This is a genomic window from Dokdonia sp. 4H-3-7-5 (genome assembly GCF_000212355.1).
GTDB lineage: Bacteria > Bacteroidota > Bacteroidia > Flavobacteriales > Flavobacteriaceae > Dokdonia.
In genome coordinates this window covers 1,988,600-2,007,760 of record NC_015496.1, presented here as the reverse complement: position 1 = coordinate 2,007,760, position 19,161 = coordinate 1,988,600, and the positions used below count along the sequence as shown (strand labels likewise).

The 19,161-nt window shown below is 40.3% G+C and carries 3 protein-coding genes; all 3 read right to left on the bottom strand.

Going from position 1 to position 19,161, the window contains the following annotated elements:
- Positions 1–397 precede the first annotated feature (397 nt).
- Genes KRODI_RS08805 through KRODI_RS08795 form a run of 3 tightly spaced genes read right to left on the bottom strand, consistent with a single transcriptional unit; the run spans position 398 to position 18,970 of the window.
- Positions 398–2,356: an OmpA family protein gene (locus KRODI_RS08805; protein WP_013751250.1), complete on the bottom strand. Its 1,959-nt coding sequence runs from the start codon at positions 2,354–2,356 to the stop codon at positions 398–400.
- Positions 2,357–2,366: 10 nt separating this feature from the next.
- Positions 2,367–3,281, bottom strand: a complete 915-nt coding sequence (locus KRODI_RS08800; protein ID WP_013751249.1) for a type IX secretion system membrane protein PorP/SprF — start codon at positions 3,279–3,281, stop codon at positions 2,367–2,369.
- A 32-nt stretch (positions 3,282–3,313) separates the two neighbouring features.
- Complete coding sequence (locus KRODI_RS08795) at positions 3,314–18,970, bottom strand: gliding motility-associated C-terminal domain-containing protein (RefSeq protein WP_013751248.1); 15,657 nt, start codon at positions 18,968–18,970, stop codon at positions 3,314–3,316.
- Positions 18,971–19,161 lie beyond the last annotated feature (191 nt).

Below are 19,161 nucleotides of genomic sequence, written 5' to 3'. Positions count from 1 at the left end.
AATTAATTAGATTAACTGTAACAAATATAGAAAAGCATCGTCTTATTTTAATTACAATTATTTTAGTATGTAATCTCTAAAGTAGCGTGCTTTCGCTAAAATTCGCATGAAATACTTCTAATTCTATCACAAAATAATTACTTCACGTTATTGTGAAATCTTTTGAGAAAGCAAGTATATGAAAGTATGCTGTAATTTCTTACTACCTTGATACTTTTTTAATAGAAACACCTCATTATTGTGAAAAAATAAATAGTCTTTTCTATATCTTGAGTTTTTTACTAAGAAAAAACACCTGTAAAATTGGAAAATACTAGTTCTTGACAAAGCAAAAAAAAGCTCTCAATTTTATTTGAGAGCTTTTCTTTAAAATAACTAATAGTATGTTGCTGAATACTTACATTTTCTCTATAATAAACTCTGACCTTCTATTAATTTGATGCTGCACTTCATCGCATTGCACTCCATTAGAACAATCATTAAGCAATTGCGTTTCTCCAAAGCCTTGAGCAGACAATATTCTCTCCTTTGCTATTCCTTGTCTTATTAAGTAATTTTTGGTTGATATAGCCCTTCTTTGCGAGAGCTCCATATTATAATTATCATCTGCGCGGGCATCCGTATGAGATTCTATTCTAATCTCTATAGATGGTTGTTGAGACAACAGTGTTACAATCTTATTGAGCTCCATAGCAGCGTCTGGACGTATGTAGTCCTTATTGAGATCAAAGAATATAATTCCAACCTTAATTTTAAGTAGACCTCCATCTTCCACAATAAGTTCACTTAGCGTTTCAAGATCTAAGGGAACTACAGTTTCTGATGAGATACTAGAAGTAACAATATTTTTTGAATTAGGAGTGTACCCTAATTTATTCACTTTTATATCATATTGCTCAGCACAGTCAAGGTCAAAATTAAAAACATAATCTCCATTCCTTTTACTTACGGTTTCAGAAAGCTTAACTCCATTCTCCCCAAATAAAGAAACTGTAGCATCCGCTATACGCTCTTGCGTACGTGCGTTAATCACATACCCTTTAACAAGTTGCTTACAATCGTTTACAACATCTTCAGGAGCAATACGCTGTATTGCATAAATATCATCATCGCCTACTCCTCCTTCTCTGTTTGAACATACAAAACCTTGCTCTCCTTCTTCGTTAATAATGAAACCAAAATCATCCAACTTACTGTTAAGTGGCTTACCTAGGTTACGAGGGTCCGAGAATAAATCATTATCCATATTACTTTCAAAAACATCTAATCCACCAACACCTAAATGTCCATCCGAAGCAAAGTACATCACTCCCTTTGCAATAAAAGGAAACATTTCTCTTCCTGATGTATTCACTTTTGGCCCTAGATTTCGAGGTGTAGAATATGTATTATCCCCCAATATATCTACTACAAATATATCTGTAGCGCCTATTGTTCCTGGCATGTCTGACACAAAATAAAGTTTACTACCATCTTCACTAAGCGTAGGATGACCCGTAGAGTAATCCTTACTATTAAATGGCAGTTCACGCACATCACTCCAGTCGTCCTTTCTATCTAGACTGTCATTCCTAACCGCAGTATATAATTTAAGATGGCTAATTCCATCCTCTCCTCTTTTTAAATCTCCATCATAGTTATTTCTAGTAAAGTAAATACGATTACCATCATTAGTAAAAGCAATTGTAGCCTCGTGATATTTTGTATTTATAATCTTAGAAAATATTTTTTCTCTTTTTACTTCATTCTCGGCAGCGTTTATTTGTCCTATATAAAAATCTAAAAATGGCTGATCGTTCCAATGATACCTTCTTTTGATATAATAAGACGTATCCACAGCAGATGAGTACACAAGTTTATTTCCATAATATGCAGGTCCAAAATCTGAATACGCTGTATTTATTGACAAGTTTTTAAGCTCAAATTGCGCAGGAATCGCTAGCACATCTGCCAGAGTGCGTTCTTTCTGAGCATAATCATCAATACGTTTATCATTTTTAGTTGACGCTTTCGCGAAAGCTTTCATCCACTTTTTTGCCGCTTTATAATCCCCAATACCTTGAAGTGAGTGTGCAAATCGAAATAAATACTCAGCATCGACTTCATCTCTATATTGACTCACAAGCAGATCATACCACTTATAAGCCTCCTCCATATTAGTATTGAAGTAATATGAATCTCCAGCCTTCTGCAGAAGAACCATAAAATTATCTCCTCTATCTATTGCTTTCTCATAGACAGCTGCCGCTTCAACATAGCGCATTTGTTCAAATAACTTATCTGCGTTTTTATATGTTTTCTGTGCAAAGAGAGAGACAGAAAAAAGTAGCAGAAGTATCGTAATATTCTTTGTCATTATTTATAATTTAAAAGAAACGAGGTGATTTAATTTTCTTTGTTTTTGAGATAAGATCAAATCTCATTGTAATCTCATGGCTTCCAGTATTAAATCGCTGTAGTTCTGTAGTAGTATAATCATAAGAATACCCTACCAGTAGCTGTGGTGTTATCTGGAATCCTGCAAGACCACTTACAGAATCATCCCATCTATAAGAAAGCCCTAATCTCAGCTTTTCATAAAACATAAAATTTGCAGATAAATCCACAATAAGCGGAGCTCCCGTAACACTCTTTACAAGGAAAGCTGGTTTAAATTTTGTCGTACTACTAAGATCTGTAACAATACCTCCTATTATAAATAAGTGAAGTCTTTCGGCAGCTACAGTTTGCTGTATATCATCATAGGTTTGATCTGTAAATAAATTTGGGATTGAAAACCCAAGATAGTTACGATCATTATGCCAATAGACACCTGCTCCTAGAGTAGGTAAAAATTCACTCACATTATTTTGAAAAAGTACATCTTGACTTTGAGCATTACCCTTAGAAAAATCAATATCTAAGAAACGCCCACCTCCTTTTAACCCAAACGAAAGCTTACGAGTGTCTGAAGTCATTATCGTATATGAAAAATTAAGATCTAGATACGTTTCCTTAGAGGGACCAAGTTCATCGTTTGCTATTGCCAAACCAAGACCTACATGTTCACCAATTGGAGTGTCTAAGGAAAAAGTCTGTGTTCTAGGAGCTCCATCAAGACCAACCCATTGCGATCTCAACACCCCAATCGCAGAAGCGTGACCTCTAGATCCAGCATATGCTGGATTTACACTCAATGTATTGTACATATATTGTGTAAACTGGGGATCTTGCTGCGCAAATAGCGTTTGGAAGGATAGACCTAATAAACCTACTATTAATACTCTAAGCTTTACATTCATACTTTTTATTTTTAGTGCTTATACACCTTAAATTATCTGTTTATATATAACCATCCTGCACGACCTGAACTTCCATCATTAAGGTCTAAAAGATAATAATATGTTCCTACTGGCAGTTTCTCACCTCTTTCAACTGTTGCTCGACCATTTGAAGTACCATCAAAGTTATTTTGATAGTTTGCTTCTTCAAAAACAACATTACCCCATCTGTTATAAATGCGAAGAACATTGTTAGGATAATTTTGTAATCCTTGAATAACAAAGGTTTCATTTACACCATCGCCATTTGGAGAAATTTCATTGAATATTTCCAAATCTTGCTCTACATCCAATACTGTAATAGTAGGATCATCTGGTTCACCATCATTATTCTCATCATTATCTGTAGGGTTTGTAGGATCATCTGAAACATCTGTTACAATGGCTCCATTTGCAGTTCTTGCAGTTACAGTAGCTGTGTTTAAAACACTTCCGTTGGCCACATCCTCATTAGTAAGAATATAACTAGCGCTGAATGTAGAACTGTCAGTCTCCCCTATTGCGAGATCAATTGGACCTCCATCTACCTCTACTAAGCTATCGTCGACACTTACATCAAACAATGGTGTGTTACCAGTATTTGTCACAGTAAACATGTATTCAATACGGTCACCTTGATCTACTATATTATTGAGGTTAGTATCAATGTATTCTCCCATTTTCTGTAAAGAAATATTAGCTACTTCAAACATTGTTACCGTAGGGTCATCTCCTGCTCCAGTATCGTCTGCAGGATTAGCACTATCCGACACATCCATAAGCGGCTGCCCCATTGCATCTATCGCACTTGCTTCTGCCGAGTTTATAATCATTCCTACCATGACATCATCTAGTGTAAGGACATATGCATCTACTGCAATTCCACTTTCTCCAGGCTGCAATGTACTAGGCACAATAGGTAGGTTACTTACTCCGATTGTACTATCGTTTATTTCAACATTAGTGACTGTTACATTCCCAGTATTAGTAACTGTAAACATATATAAGATTTCATCTCCCACATCTACGGTGTTACTATTGTTCGTGTCTTGTAGCTGGGCTGCTTTTACTAAATCAATACCTCCCATATCATCTATATCAAATACAACTGTATCTGCAGAGGTAACATCGTTATCAAATGGATCATTACCAATAGCCGTGGCTGTATTAGTAACACTTCCTGTATCAATATCCGCCTGTGTTAAGTTATAAGTAGCAGTTACATTACCTGTATCAGAAGGTGTGAGTACATCAATCACTCCAACAATACCACCTAATAATGGATCATTTACAACAACATCTGTAATAGTAACATTTCCGTTATTAACTACGACAAAGTTATATTGTAATTGATCACCCAAGTCTATAGAGCCATTACCATTTGTATCTAAATAAACGAACGTTTTAGTTATAACAATCACTGGATTTTGCTGCAAGAACACTTCCGTATCGTTATCAGGATCTCCATCTCCATCAGAATCTACTAGAACATCATTAGAAGGATCACCATCTCCATCAGAATCAACTCCACTTGTTGCAAAGTCTCTATCATGAGAAACATCTCTTACTTCATCACAATCTGCTCCCACAGGGTCTGCAACAATAAATGCAGTATTGAGCACGTAACCCGTATCAATATCATCTTGTGTGATAGTATATGTTTGTGTGGTTGTTAGAGATTGTCCAACTAATATTTCTTCAAATTCACCAACAAATCCTCCAAGAAGTGCGTCAAATATCTCTGCATTTAATAACGTAATGTTACCCGTATTTACAGCTGTAAATTGCCAAGTAATAATATCACCTGGGACTGGGTTTGTAACGTCACCACTAAATGCGATATCTTCTTTAAACAGAGATATATTAGGCATACATCCGAAATCAACAATTGTTGGGTCATCAGGATTACCATCTGTATTAGGATCAACGTTAGTGTTATCGTTCGGATCATCAGATGTGTCTACCACAGGTTCTCCGTTAGGTGCGCTTCCAGCAATAGTTGCTGTATTCACGACCATTCCAGCATCTACATCATCTTGTGTTAATGCGTAGGTCGCTGTGTAAATCCACACTTCATCTACATCAAGAACAGACACGTTACTTACATCTCCCGAATCAGGACCTGCAATAACACCTCCAAGTAATTGATCTGTTAGTACCGGATTTGCAACTGTTGTTGTTCCAGTATTTGTTAGAGTAAATGTGTATGTAATAATATCACCAGCTTGTAATCCATCACCTCCATCCTCAAGAACTCCAATCTTATCAAGATTCATACTTGCATCTTGAGGTATAAATGTATTAGTAGGATCATTATCATTACCAGTATTATCACCATCGTTGCCAGAATCAGACTCATCAGATACTGTCGCTCCATTTGGAGATGTACCGTTTACTTCAGCTTGATTTGTAACTACTCCAGCATCAATATCAATTTGCGTTAGCAAGTAGCTAGCTGCAAAGAAGAGCATATCTCCTGGGCTTGCATCAAAAGCATCTGCATCGCCATCTAAATCAACTCCGCCTCCTGTATATACAGGTACAGGCGTAGTACCAGTTCCTGAGAAGGCCGTTTCAACAAGTACTATATCAAATACTGCTACATTCCCAGTATTCTCTACAGTGTATGTGTAAGTAATTGTATTTGACGCAATGTCTATACTTGAACTCTTAACAAGAGTAAGCTCTGAAGAAGATGGTAGCGGAGTTACCGTATCATCATCACCAGCTCCAGAATCATCTGCTGGGTTACCAGAATCAGAATCATCACTTACCGTATTTCCGTTAGGATCCTCACCAGAAGCAACCGCTTCATTGATCACCTCTCCTGCGTTTACATCTGCCTGAGTAATGGTATAACTAGCCGTTAGTGTTTGATTGGCCATTGGAGCTAGACTCGCAATCGTACCTACTAAACTTGGCGTCAAATTAGTATCTGTCACATCAATCGATGTTACCGTTACATTACCTGTGTTAGTTACCACAAAAGTGTAAGCAATCATATCTCCAGGACTTACCACACCATCACCATTGGTATCTGCATAAGCACTAGTCTTTACAAGAGCTAAAGCAGGTGTTGCAGGTATTGGTAAGTTCGTTGGATCATTCGTATCATCTGCATCTGCATCTGAGTTTCCTGGTTGACCTTCGTCATCATTAGGATTTGCACTATCAGACACATCGGTTACAGCAACTCCATTTGGATCTGTTCCTGTTGCCGTTGCTGTGTTTTCTACATTCCCAGCATTTACATCGGCCTGAGTTAAGATATAGTTGGCTGTTACACTTCCCATCTCCGTAGGTTGTAACGTAGATGGAGTTACCACTGCATTACTAAGTCCTATCGTTGCATCGTTTACTGTAAGATTACTAACTGTTGTACTTCCAGTATTTGTTACTGTAAAGGTATAAGTCACTTGATCTCCTGCTCCTAATAAACCATCGCCGTTGGTATCTGTAAGTGCCGATACCGATTTCGCGAAAGCAATCTCACTCACCACAGGAAGTGGCGTTACAGTAGCATCATCATCAGCTCCAGTATCGTCAGCAGCGTTACCAGAATCAGAAGCATCTGTTACTGGGTTACCACTTGGATCTGTTGCCGAAGCTGTTGCTTCGTTCACTACCGTTCCAGCATTGATATCATCTTGTGTTAAAATATAGCTCGCAGTAAATGTAAGTACATCGCCAGGTGCTGCATCAAATGCGTCACCATTACCGTCAAGATCTCCGCCACCCATTTGGTATAATGGTGTAGGTGTTGTTCCAGTTCCCGAGAAGCTAGTCTCAGCTACCGTCACATCACTGGCAGTTACATTTCCGGTGTTTTCAACCGTGTAGATATAATCGATTTGATCTCCTACTGTAAGTCCGGCAGGAGCATTATCTACATACGTACTTGATTTTACAAGCTCAATCATTGGCATTGCAGGGATTGGAGTACTCGTCGTATCATCTCCAGCTCCAGTATCATCTGCAGCATTACCAGAATCAGAAGCATCTGTTACTGTCGCTCCTGCTGGATCTGTTCCGCTAGCAAGCGCTTCATTGTCTACAACTCCAGCATCAATATCTGCTTGAGTTAATACATAAGTAGCAGTAAACTGTAGCACATCTCCAGGACTTGCATCAAAAGCATCTGCATCACCATCCAAATCAAAACCTCCAGCTGAATAAACTGGCGTTGGTGTTGTTCCTGTACCTGTAAATGTAGTTTCTGCTATCGTAATGTCATTTACAGTAGTGTTACCAGTATTCTCAACGATATAGGTATAAGTAATACTATTAGTAGCCGCATCAAAAGAAGAACTCTTAACAAGAGTAAGCCCTGAAGAAGATGGCAGCGGAGTTACCGTATCATCATCACCAGCTCCAGAATCATCTGCTGGGTTACCAGAATCAGAATCATCACTTACCGTATTTCCGTTAGGATCCTCACCAGAAGCAACTGCTTCATTGATTACCTGCCCAGCATTTACATCTGCCTGAGTAATGGTGTAACTAGCCGTTAGTGTTTGGTTGGCCATTGGAGCTAGACTCGCAATTGTACCTACTAAACTTGGCGTCAAATTAGTATCTGTTACATCAATCGATGTTACCGTTACATTACCTGTGTTAGTCACCACAAAGGTATAAGCAATCATATCTCCAGGACTTACCACTCCATCACCATTGGTATCTGCATAAGCACTTGTCTTTACAAGAGCGAGTGCAGGTGTTGCAGGTATTGGTAAGTTCGTTGGATCATTCGTATCATCTGCATCTGCATCTGAGTTTCCTGGTTGACCTTCGTCATCATTAGGATTTGTACTATCAGACACATCGGTTACAGCAGCTCCATTTGGATCTGTTCCTGTTGCCGTTGCTGTGTTTTCTACATTCCCAGCATTTACATCGGCCTGAGTTAAGATATAGTTGGCTGTTACACTTCCCATCTCCGTAGGTTGTAATGTAGATGGCGTTACCACTGCATTACTAAGTCCTATCGTTGCATCGTTTACAGTAAGATTACTAACTGTTGTACTTCCAGTATTTGTTACTGTGAAGGTATAAATCACTTGATCTCCTGCTCCTAAAAGACCGTCGCCGTTGGTATCTGTAAGTGCCGATACCGCTTTCGCGAAAGCTATCTCACTCACCACAGGAAGTAGCGTCACAGTAGCATCATCATCAGCTCCAGTATCGTCAGCAGCGTTACCAGAATCAGAAGCATCTGTTACTGGGTTTCCACTTGGATCTGTTGCCGAAGCTGTTGCTTCGTTTACTACCGTTCCAGCGTTGATGTCATCTTGTGTTAAGATGTAGCTCGCAGTAAATGTAAGTACATCACCAGGTGCTGCATCAAATGCATCACCGTCACCATCAAGATCACCACCACCCATTTGGTATAATGGTGTAGGTGTTGTTCCAGTTCCCGAGAAGCTAGTCTCAGCTACCGTCACATCACTGGCAGTTACATTTCCGGTGTTTTCAACCGTGTAGATATAATCGATTTGATCTCCTACTGTAAGTCCGGCAGGAGCATTATCTACATACGTACTTGATTTTACAAGCTCAATCATTGGCATTGCAGGGATTGGAGTACTCGTCGTATCATCTCCAGCTCCAGTATCATCTGCAGCATTACCAGAATCAGAAGCATCTGTTACTGTCGCTCCTGCTGGATCTGTTCCGCTAGCAAGCGCTTCATTGTCGACAACTCCAGAATCAATATCTGCTTGAGTTAATACATAAGTAGCAGTAAACTGTAACACATCTCCAGGACTTGCATCAAAAGCATCTGAATCACCATCTAGATCAAAACCTCCAGCCGAATAAACTGGCGTTGGTGTTGTTCCTGTACCTGTAAATGTAGTCTCTGCAATCGTAATGTCATTTACTGTAGTGTTACCAGTATTCTCAACGATATACGTATAGGTAATACTATTAGAAGCCGCATCAAAAGAAGAACTCTTAACAAGAGTAAGCTCTGAAGAAGATGGTAGCGGAGTTACCGTATCATCATCACCAGCTCCAGAATCATCTGCTGGGTTACCAGAATCAGAATCATCACTTACCGTATTTCCATTTGGATCCTCACCAGAAGCAACCGCTTCATTGATTACCTCTCCTGCATTTACATCTGCCTGAGTAATGGTATAACTAGCCGTTAGTGTTTGGTTGGCCATTGGAGCTAGACTCGCAATCGTACCTACTAAACTTGGCGTCAAATTAGTATCTGTCACATCAATCGATGTTACTGTTACATTACCCGTGTTTGTTACCACAAAAGTGTAAGCAATCATATCTCCAGGACTTACCACACCATCTCCATTGGTATCTGCATAAGCACTTGTTTTTACAAGGTCGAGTGATGGAGCACAAGCAATAATCGTAGTTGTAACGGAATTTGTACATCCAGTAACAGGGTCTACGAAAGTATATTCTATTGTGTGTGGTCCAGGAGTTTCAACCGCTGGATCAAAGGTTGTATTTACTACACCATCTATAGTAATAGTTGTTCCTGCACCTCCAGTTGCAAAAGCAGGTGAAACTGCAGTAGTCAGATCTAGTGCTGGCTCTCCTGTACAAACATTACTAGGTGCTGTAATTGTTGGTGTTGGCAGTAAATTAATTGTAAGCACTGTAGTATCAAAAACTATTGAAGAAGAACAAGCACCTAATCCCGTAAGAGTTTTCGTAAGCGTTACTGATCCCGAATTAATATCTAAAGTACTTGGAGTATAGATTGGATTATCAACTGTTGTACTTGAAAAATTACCAGTTCCACTTGTAGTCCAAGCAATTGTTCCGTTGGTAGACAAACCTCCTACAACTGTATACATTTCATCATCACAAATTTCAGCTGTAGCTGGTCCTGCGTCAACTGTTGGCTCATCTTCCACGGTAATGGTCACCGTATCTGTTGCAGCAACACAAGGTGCTGTAAAGTCACTTGATAATGTCAATACATAATCTCCAGGCACCGTAGCTGTAAATGTTACTGTTTCAGGGTTAGCTGTCGCAGCAGTTGAGCTTAATGCTCCGTCACCACCTGCAGGACTGGTCATTAGTGACCAAGTTCCCATTGTCGCTCCACCACCGATGGTAGCATCACTTAAAGTATATGCGCCATTATCAGAACATAAAGAAGCAGTTGCTCCAGCTTCCACCGTTGGCTCTTCACTGATTGTTAATGCTATTGAAGCAGATACTGTACTCGAAGCACAAGCTCCTGTTCCAGTTACTGTTTTGGTAAGTGTTATTACTCCTGCGCTTACATCTTCTGTACTCGCAGTGTATATTGGATTCTCTGCCGTAGCATTGTCATAAGTTCCTGTTCCACTAGTAGTCCAAGCAATTGTTCCGTTGGTAGATGTACTTCCAGCGACCGTAAACATATCATCAAAACAGATAGTTGCCGTTGGTGATGCTACTGCTACTGTTGGCTCATCTTCCACAGTAATGGTTACCGTATCTGTTGCAGCAACACAAGGTGCTGTAAAGTCACTTGTTAATGTCAGTATGTAATCTCCAGGTACCGTAGCTATAAAAGTTACTGTCTCAGGAGTAGCTGTTGCAGCAGTTGAGCTTAATGCTCCATCACCACCTGCAGGACTTGTCGTTAGTGACCAAGTTCCCGTAGTAGCTCCACCACCGATGGTAGCATCACTTAAAATATATGCGCCATTATCAGAACATAAAGAAGCAGCTGCTCCAGCTTCAACTGTTGGCTCTTCGCTAATCGTTAAGGCTATTGAAGCAGATACTGTACTCGAAGCACAAGCGCCTGTTCCAGTTACTGTCTTTGTTAGTGTTACTACTCCAGCGCTTACATCTTGTGTACTCGCTGTATATATTGGGTTTTCTGCCGTAGCATTGTCATAGGTACCTGTTCCACTAGTAGTCCAAGCAATCGTTCCGTTGGTCGATGTGCTTCCAGCAACTGTAAACATATTATCAAAACAAATAGTTGCCGTTGGTGATGCCACTGTTACTGTTGGCTCATCTTCTATAGTTATTGTTACCGTATCTGTTGCTGCAACGCAAGGTGCAGTAAAGTCACTTGTCAATGTCAGTATGTAATCTCCAGGTACCGTAGCTGTAAAAGTTACCGTTTCTGGATTAGCTGTTGCAGTAGTAGAGCTTAATGCTCCATCCCCTGTTGCAGGACTGGTCGTAAGCGACCAAGTTCCCATCGTAGCTCCGCCACCAATTGTAGCATCACTTAAAGTATATGCGCCATTATCAGAACATAAAGAAGCAGCTGCTCCAGCTTCAACTGTTGGCTCTTCACTGATTGTTAATGCTATTGAAGCAGATACTGTACTCGAAGTACAAGCTCCTGTTCCAGTTACTGTTTTGGTAAGTGTTATTACTCCTGCATCCACGTCAAGTGCGCTTGCTGTGTACACAGGATTGTCAATCGTGTTATCTGTAAAAGATCCAGATCCACTAGTCGTCCAAGCAATCGTTCCGTTGGTAGAAGTACTTCCAGCGACCGTAAACATATCATCAAAACAAATCGTTGCCGTTGGTGATGCCACTGCTACTGTTGGCTCATCTTCCACAGTAATCGTTACCGTATCTGTTGCAGCAACGCAAGGTGCTGTAAAGTCAGATGTTAATGTTAATACATAATTTCCAGGTACCGTAGCTGTAAATGTTACTGTTTCAGGAGTAGCTGTAGAAACCGTTGAGCTTAATACTCCATCTCCACCTGCAGGACTTGTCGTTAGTGACCAAGTTCCCATCGTAGCTCCGCCACCGATGGTAGCATCACTTAAGGTATAAGGACCAGCATCAGAACATAAGGAAGCAGCGGCTCCAGCTTCCACTGTTGGCTCTTCGCTGATTGTTAATGCTATTGAAGCTGACACTGTACTTGAAGCACAAGCGCCTGTTCCAGTTACTGTCTTTGTTAGCGTCACCGAACCTCCGTCTACATCTAATTGACTTGCAGTATACACAGGATTATCAATAGTATTATCTGAAAAGAATCCGGACCCACTAGTAGTCCAAGCAATCGTTCCGTTGGTAGAAGTACTTCCAGCAACCGTAAACATATCATCAAAACAAATCGTTGCCGTTGGTGATGCTACTGCTACTGTTGGCTCATCTTCCACAGTAATCGTTACCGTATCTGTGGCAGCAACACAAGGTGCTGTAAAGTCACTTGTTAATGTAAGTATGTAATCTCCAGGTACCGTAGCTGTAAAAGTTACTGTTTCAGGATTAGCTGTTGCAGCAGTAGAGCTTAATGCTCCATCACCACCTGCAGGACTTGCCGTTAGTGACCAAGTTCCCATAGTCGCTCCGCCACTGATAGTAGCATCACTTAATGTATAAGGACTAGCATCAGAACATAAGGAAGCAGCGGCTCCAGCTTCAACTGTTGGCTCTTCACTGATGGTTAAGGCTATTGAGGCAGATACTGTACTCGAAGCACAAGCTCCTGTTCCTGTTACTGTTTTGGTAAGTGTTATTACTCCTGCGCTTACATCTTGTGTACTCGCAGTGTATATTGGATTCTCTGCCGTAGCATTGTCATAAGTTCCTGTTCCACTAGTAGTCCAAGCAATTGTTCCGTTGGTAGAAGTACTTCCAGCAACAGTAAACATATCATCAAAACAAATCGTTGCCGTTGGTGAGGTTACTGCTACTGTTGGCTCATCTTCCACAGTAATGGTTACCGTATCTGTTGCAGCAGCACAAGGTGCCGTAAAGTCACTTGTCAATGTAAGTACGTAATCCCCTGGGACAACAGCCGTAAATGTTACCGCTTCTGGACTAGCCGTAGGTGTATCATCACTGAGTATGCTTTCGGCAGGTTGAGAAATCACTTCCCAAACTCCTGTTGTTGCACCACCTCCTATCGAAGCATTGCCTAAAACATATGGTCCATTATCTGAACATAATACTATATTTGGACCCGCATCTACTGTAGGCTCTTCGGTAATAGTAAGTATTGTATTATCTGAAACTTTATTAGTTGAGCAAGCTCCAGAACCCGATATTGTTTTCGTTAACGTGACTTCTCCTGAATTAATATCAAGCTCACTAGGTGTGTAAATAGGATTTTCTGCGAAAGCGTCATTAAAAATTCCAGATCCGCTTGTTGTCCACTCTATAGTTCCGTTTGAAGAAGTACCACCCGATACGTTATACATTGCATCAGAACAAATACTTGCTGTTGCTGCACCTGCATCTACCATAGGAGCTGGCTCAACAGTTACTGTAATTGTTTCTTGAGGTCCCACACAACCTGCTAATGATGTTGCTTCTACAACGTAATCTACAGTTAATGAGGCGCCTGTATTATTTGTAAAGACATCATTTTCTATTGCATTTGCATCTAGCCCTGAAGTACTTACAGCATTAGCCACGCCAGGAACAAGTCCACTTTCCGCCGTTGTGCTTACGAGCCTGTAAGAAGTAGCCTCTGTACTAGTTGTCAGAACTCCTAACCTGATACCCGTAGGACTGTCACTACAAATGGTCGTATTCAGTAAATTTGACACAACTGGCTCTGGTGAGACAGTTACTATAACATCAAACACTTCCCCCTCACAAGCCATTGGATTACTGACCGTTAATGTATATGTTATTGTAACAATGTCTGCTGTTCTGTTAACATAAGTATCTGTAATATTTGTTGCAGAAGGTGTTGGTCGAGCAGGTCCCGCTGGAACATTTAGCTCATCTGAAGATACTACCGTATAGGATGGTGTAACAGAAGAAACACCTATATTTAATGCTGTTCCTGAGCAGACCGCTTCCGCGAAATTTGGAAATGGCGGATCTACTAATGTTAGAACAACTTCTTCTCTTACAGGGTTAGTACACGGAATACTAGAATCTGAAATTTCAGCAAAATAAGATATTGATCCTGCAGCAGTAAGTTCAGGCTCACCAGCTATTGGTGTTCCCCCAGTCGCTGTAGTATACCAATCAACCGATATGTTTGCATCAGAAGTTATAGCATCATTTGCATTAAGTTCTGCTCCTGCTACTGCACAACCTATTAAATCTTGTATAGAATTTAACTGTGGTTCAACAACAATTATGGTTACCGTATCTGAAGCAGGCACACAAGGAGCAGCTGCATCTGTAGTTAATGTTAACACATAAGTACCTGGTGTAGTTGCCATAAAATTGGCAGTATCAGGAGAAGAAGTAGCTGTATTAGGTGTAACAGCTCCATCCCCAGGATTTGTACTTACTGTCCAAGTACCCGTTGTCGCTCCTCCACTTATACTAGCATCTGCTAATTGATATGTACCAAAATCAATACATAATGTTACCGCACTTCCTGCCTCTACTGTTGGCTCCTCATTAATTGTGAGAATAGTACTATCCGACACTGAACTTGAAGCACAAGCTCCAGATCCCGATACTGTTTTAGTAAGGGTGATTGTACCTGCGCTAATATCCAAAGCACTTGCCGTATATACCGGATTATCGATGGTAGCATTAGAAAAAGAACCAGATCCACTAGTAGTCCAAACAATTGTACCATTTGAGGATGTGCTCCCAGATACTGGATACATTCCGTCTGAACAAATAGTTGCTGTTGCAGGGCCGGCATCTACAGTAGGCTCATCTTCTACTACAATTGTCACCATATCTGTAGCAGCCTCACAAGGCGCTACAAAATCTGTTGTTAAAGTTAAAATATAATTTCCCGGCACTGTAGCAGTAAACGTTACGGATTCAGGAGTGGCAGACGCAGTGACTGAACTTAAAACACCATCACCTCCAGCTGGACTTGTAGTAATTGACCAGATACCAGTAGTAGCTCCACCACCTATTGTGGCATCGCTAAGTGTATAGGGTCCAAAATCTGAACATAGAGCAGCATCTATTCCTGCATTTACAGTTGGCTCCTCACTAATTGTAAGAACAGTATCATCAGACACAGAACTTGAAGCACAAGCTCCAGTTCCGGTAACAGTTTTTGTTAGTGTAACCTCACCTGCAGTTATGTCTTGCACACTAGCAGTATAGATTGGATTTTCGGCACTAGTGTTATTAAAAGTTCCAGTTCCACTTGTGCTCCAAGTAATTGTACCATTAGTAGAGGTACTACCCATAACATTGTACATCTCATCAGAGCATATAATTGCTGTTTCAGGACCGGCTTCAACAGTTGGTTCATCTTCTACCGTTATTGATATACTATCAGACGCTTCTAAGCAGGGGGTGGTAAAATCTGTAGTTAAGGTTAAGATGTATACCCCTGGAGTGGTAGCTGTTAAGCTTACCGTTTCTGGATCTACTGTAGGTGTATCATCACTTAGTATTCCATCTGTTCCAGGCTGAGATGTTATGGTCCATACTCCTGTTGTAGCTCCTCCTCCAATTGATGCTCCACTTAATACAAATGGACTATTATCTGAACATAGAACCTGATTGATACCTGCGTCTACAATAGGAAGTTCACTTATAGTAAGAACCGTATTATCAGAAGCTGAATTTAACATACAAACACCAGTTCCCGTAACTGTTTTTGTTAAGGTCACCTCTCCTGCAGAAATATCTTGGCCACTTACTGTATAAATTGGATTATCTATAGAGTTGTTATTAAATGTACCTGTACCACTAGTGCTCCAGACTATCGTTCCGTTTGCAGAAGTACTACCTACCACAGTATAGGTCTCGTCAGAGCATATACTAGCCGCGTCAGGTCCTGCATCTACTATGGGAGATGGCTCTATAGTTACTATTATGGTTTCAGGCTCACCAACACAACCTGCTGAAGATGTAGGCTCTACAACATATTCAACATTTAAAGAAGTACCTGTATTGTTTGAAAAAATGTCATTTTGAATAGCATCTGCCGCTAAGCCATTTGCAGTTGCAGCATTTGAACCACTAGCAATTAATCCAGCATCTGGTGTAACACTTGCGAGTCTGTATGTAGCGGCAGCCGTACTTGTACTTAATACATCTAAAACTACTCCAATAGGATTATCGCTACATACAGCCGTATCCAACGTATTTGAAATTACAGGTTCTGGAGAGACAGTTACAACGACATCAAAAATTTCCCCTTGACAAGCTACGGGATCACTTACCGTTAACGTATAAGTAATTATTACATCATTTGCTGTCCTATTTACGTAAGTGTCAGTAATATTTTGTGAGGATGGAGTTGGTCGATCGGGACCCGCTGGCACGTTTAATTGATCAGAAGATACAACTGTGTAAGAAGGAGATACAGATGCAACTCCAATATTTAATACTTCTCCAGAACAAACCGCTTCAATGAAGTTTGGGAATGGTGGATCTACAAGCGTTAATACAACTTCTTCTCGTTCTGGATTTGTACAAGAAATAGAAGTGTCTGTAATTTCAGCAAAATACGAAATCGTTCCTGCTGTATTTAATTCAGGTTGACCTGTAATAGGACTTCCTCCCGTAAGTGAAGTATACCAAGTAACAGATATATTCGAATCAAAAGTGATTCCATCATTAGCGTTTAGCACAGCACCCGGCACTGCGCACCCTATAAGGTCTTGAATACTGTTAAGCTCCGGTTCTACTACAGTAATTACTAGAGTATCTTCAACAGGAGTACAAGGTGAAGCAGCATCTGTAGTTAAAGTTAGTATATATGTTCCAGCTGTAGTTGCCGTAAAGTTTGCTGTTTCTGGTGAAGTAGTAGCAGTAGTTGGACTAACAGCTCCATCTCCTGCATTTGTAGTTACAGCCCATATTCCCGTTGTAGCACCCCCACCTATGGAAGCACCTGAGAGTTGATAAGTACCAAAATCAATACACAATGTAACTGGATTTCCTGCTTCAACAGTAGGCTCTTCACTTATGGAAAGGGTAAAGGTATCTGATGCGGTATTTGTAAGACAACCGCCAGTTCCTGTCACTGTCTTAGTTAGGGTTATTGTTGTCGCCGTAATATCATCAGTACTTGGTGTATACGCTGGATTTTCAGCGGTGAGACTACTAAAAACTCCATTTCCACTAGTTGACCAGCTGATTACATCTGATGGAGTTCCTCCTATTGAAGAAGTACCATCTGTAAATTGATACATCTCATTTGAGCAAATTGTAGCTGCTTTCTCTGTACCCACGCTTGCAGTTGGAGCTTCATCTACCGTAATGGTAACGGTATCAAAAATCACAGGGCATGGAGTATCCGTGTTTGTCGTTAATGTCAATATATAATCACCTGGTACTGTTGCAGAAAAACTAGCACTTTCCGGATTTGATGTCGCTGTTGCTGGATTAACTACTCCATCACCACCGCTTGGTTGTGTAATGGTCCATAGACCAGTAGTTGCCCCACCACCTATAGAAGCACTTGAAAGTATATAACTACCAAAATCATTACATAATTCAATATCATTTCCTGCCTCAACCGTTGCTTCTTCTATTCTAGTTAATATAAGACTATCTGTCGTAGGGTCACAAATCATATCTGTATTAGATACTGTAACAGAAAGCTGTATCGAAGTGGCACTTTGATCTGCAGATCCTAACGTATAAATTGGATTAGTCGCAGAAACATCATTAAAAGCACCGTCTCCAGTAGTTTCCCATAATACGATATCTGCAACTATGTTTGCTCCCGTAAGACTATATGTAGACGCTGTTTCACAAATCTCTTCATCTGGACCCGCTTCTCCTATAGGAGCACCTACTACATTAAGAGTAGTGCATCGTTGTTCTGCGCACCCGCCTGGATCGATTACATTACATATTACATAGGTTCCAGGGGAAGCAAATGTATAATTAACATCTTGGCCACCTCCACCAATCACCTGTGCAGGACCTCCATCTACAGAAACAGTAAACTGCTGTCCAGCTCCAGATGCTGATGGTATAAATACAGACTCACCTACACAATAATCTTCGCCATCAAGAGCTATAGAATCTGTACCATCAATTGTGAACCCTAGACCCCCTGTCGGAAATATAAAATAATCAATAAATGCACAGTTTGCAGCTACAGCCACAGCGTTTACCATAGGCCCTCCATTTGCTTGGTTATTAAAAACCCTGCCACCTCCAGATGGAACGGACTGACTATAGGTAAGACAATCTCCAGTACATCCGGCTGGCGTTATATCTTGTTGAGGACCCGGAGGGACATTACAAAAATCACCTACTGTATTTCCAGAAGCTGCTCCATCTGTATATAATGTCAAACTAAAAACACCATCTGCAGTTTGTGCATTAAATGCACAAGATGTTATTGTAATTACTTCACAAACAGGGCCCGATGTACAATCAAAAGATATATTACCTTGACCAGGTATTATACCTACTTGATTTAAATCCTCATCTAAAATAAAAACAGCTTCAGCGGTTTGACCAAAATCTCCACGCCTACACACTCTAATTTCTATATCCTCAGAAACTGGCAATATGTTACCTGGATCTGCTAGAACTACATCAAATCGCCATTCTGGATCTTCACCTGGACTACCATTATTGCCTCCTCCACCCGTAATACAGGCTTCTGCTCCTTGCACTTGAAAAGTAACTCCATCTGCCCCAAGAACCGCATTTACAGCTATAATAGCATCTGGGTTTCCTGGGGGACCTGCAGGATCAGGGTTTGGTCTATTAGTACCTGCAATAATTTGAGCCTCTAATTGAAAGGAACAAAATAGAAGCGTTACAAAAAAAATGAAAGCAGTAAATTGAGTTTTGGTAGTTTTATGAATCATACGTGATGATTTTAAAAGGATTTTGGTCAGTTAGTATTGATGAAAGTGTTTACTATTTAAACACTAGATACTTTAAGAGGAAAAGATAGACAACTTCTAAATCATTACAAAATTTTATTAGAAGTTATCAACAATTAACATGACACTTACGACAAAGAGGGTTTAAATATCGACAAAATGCACAACTCATT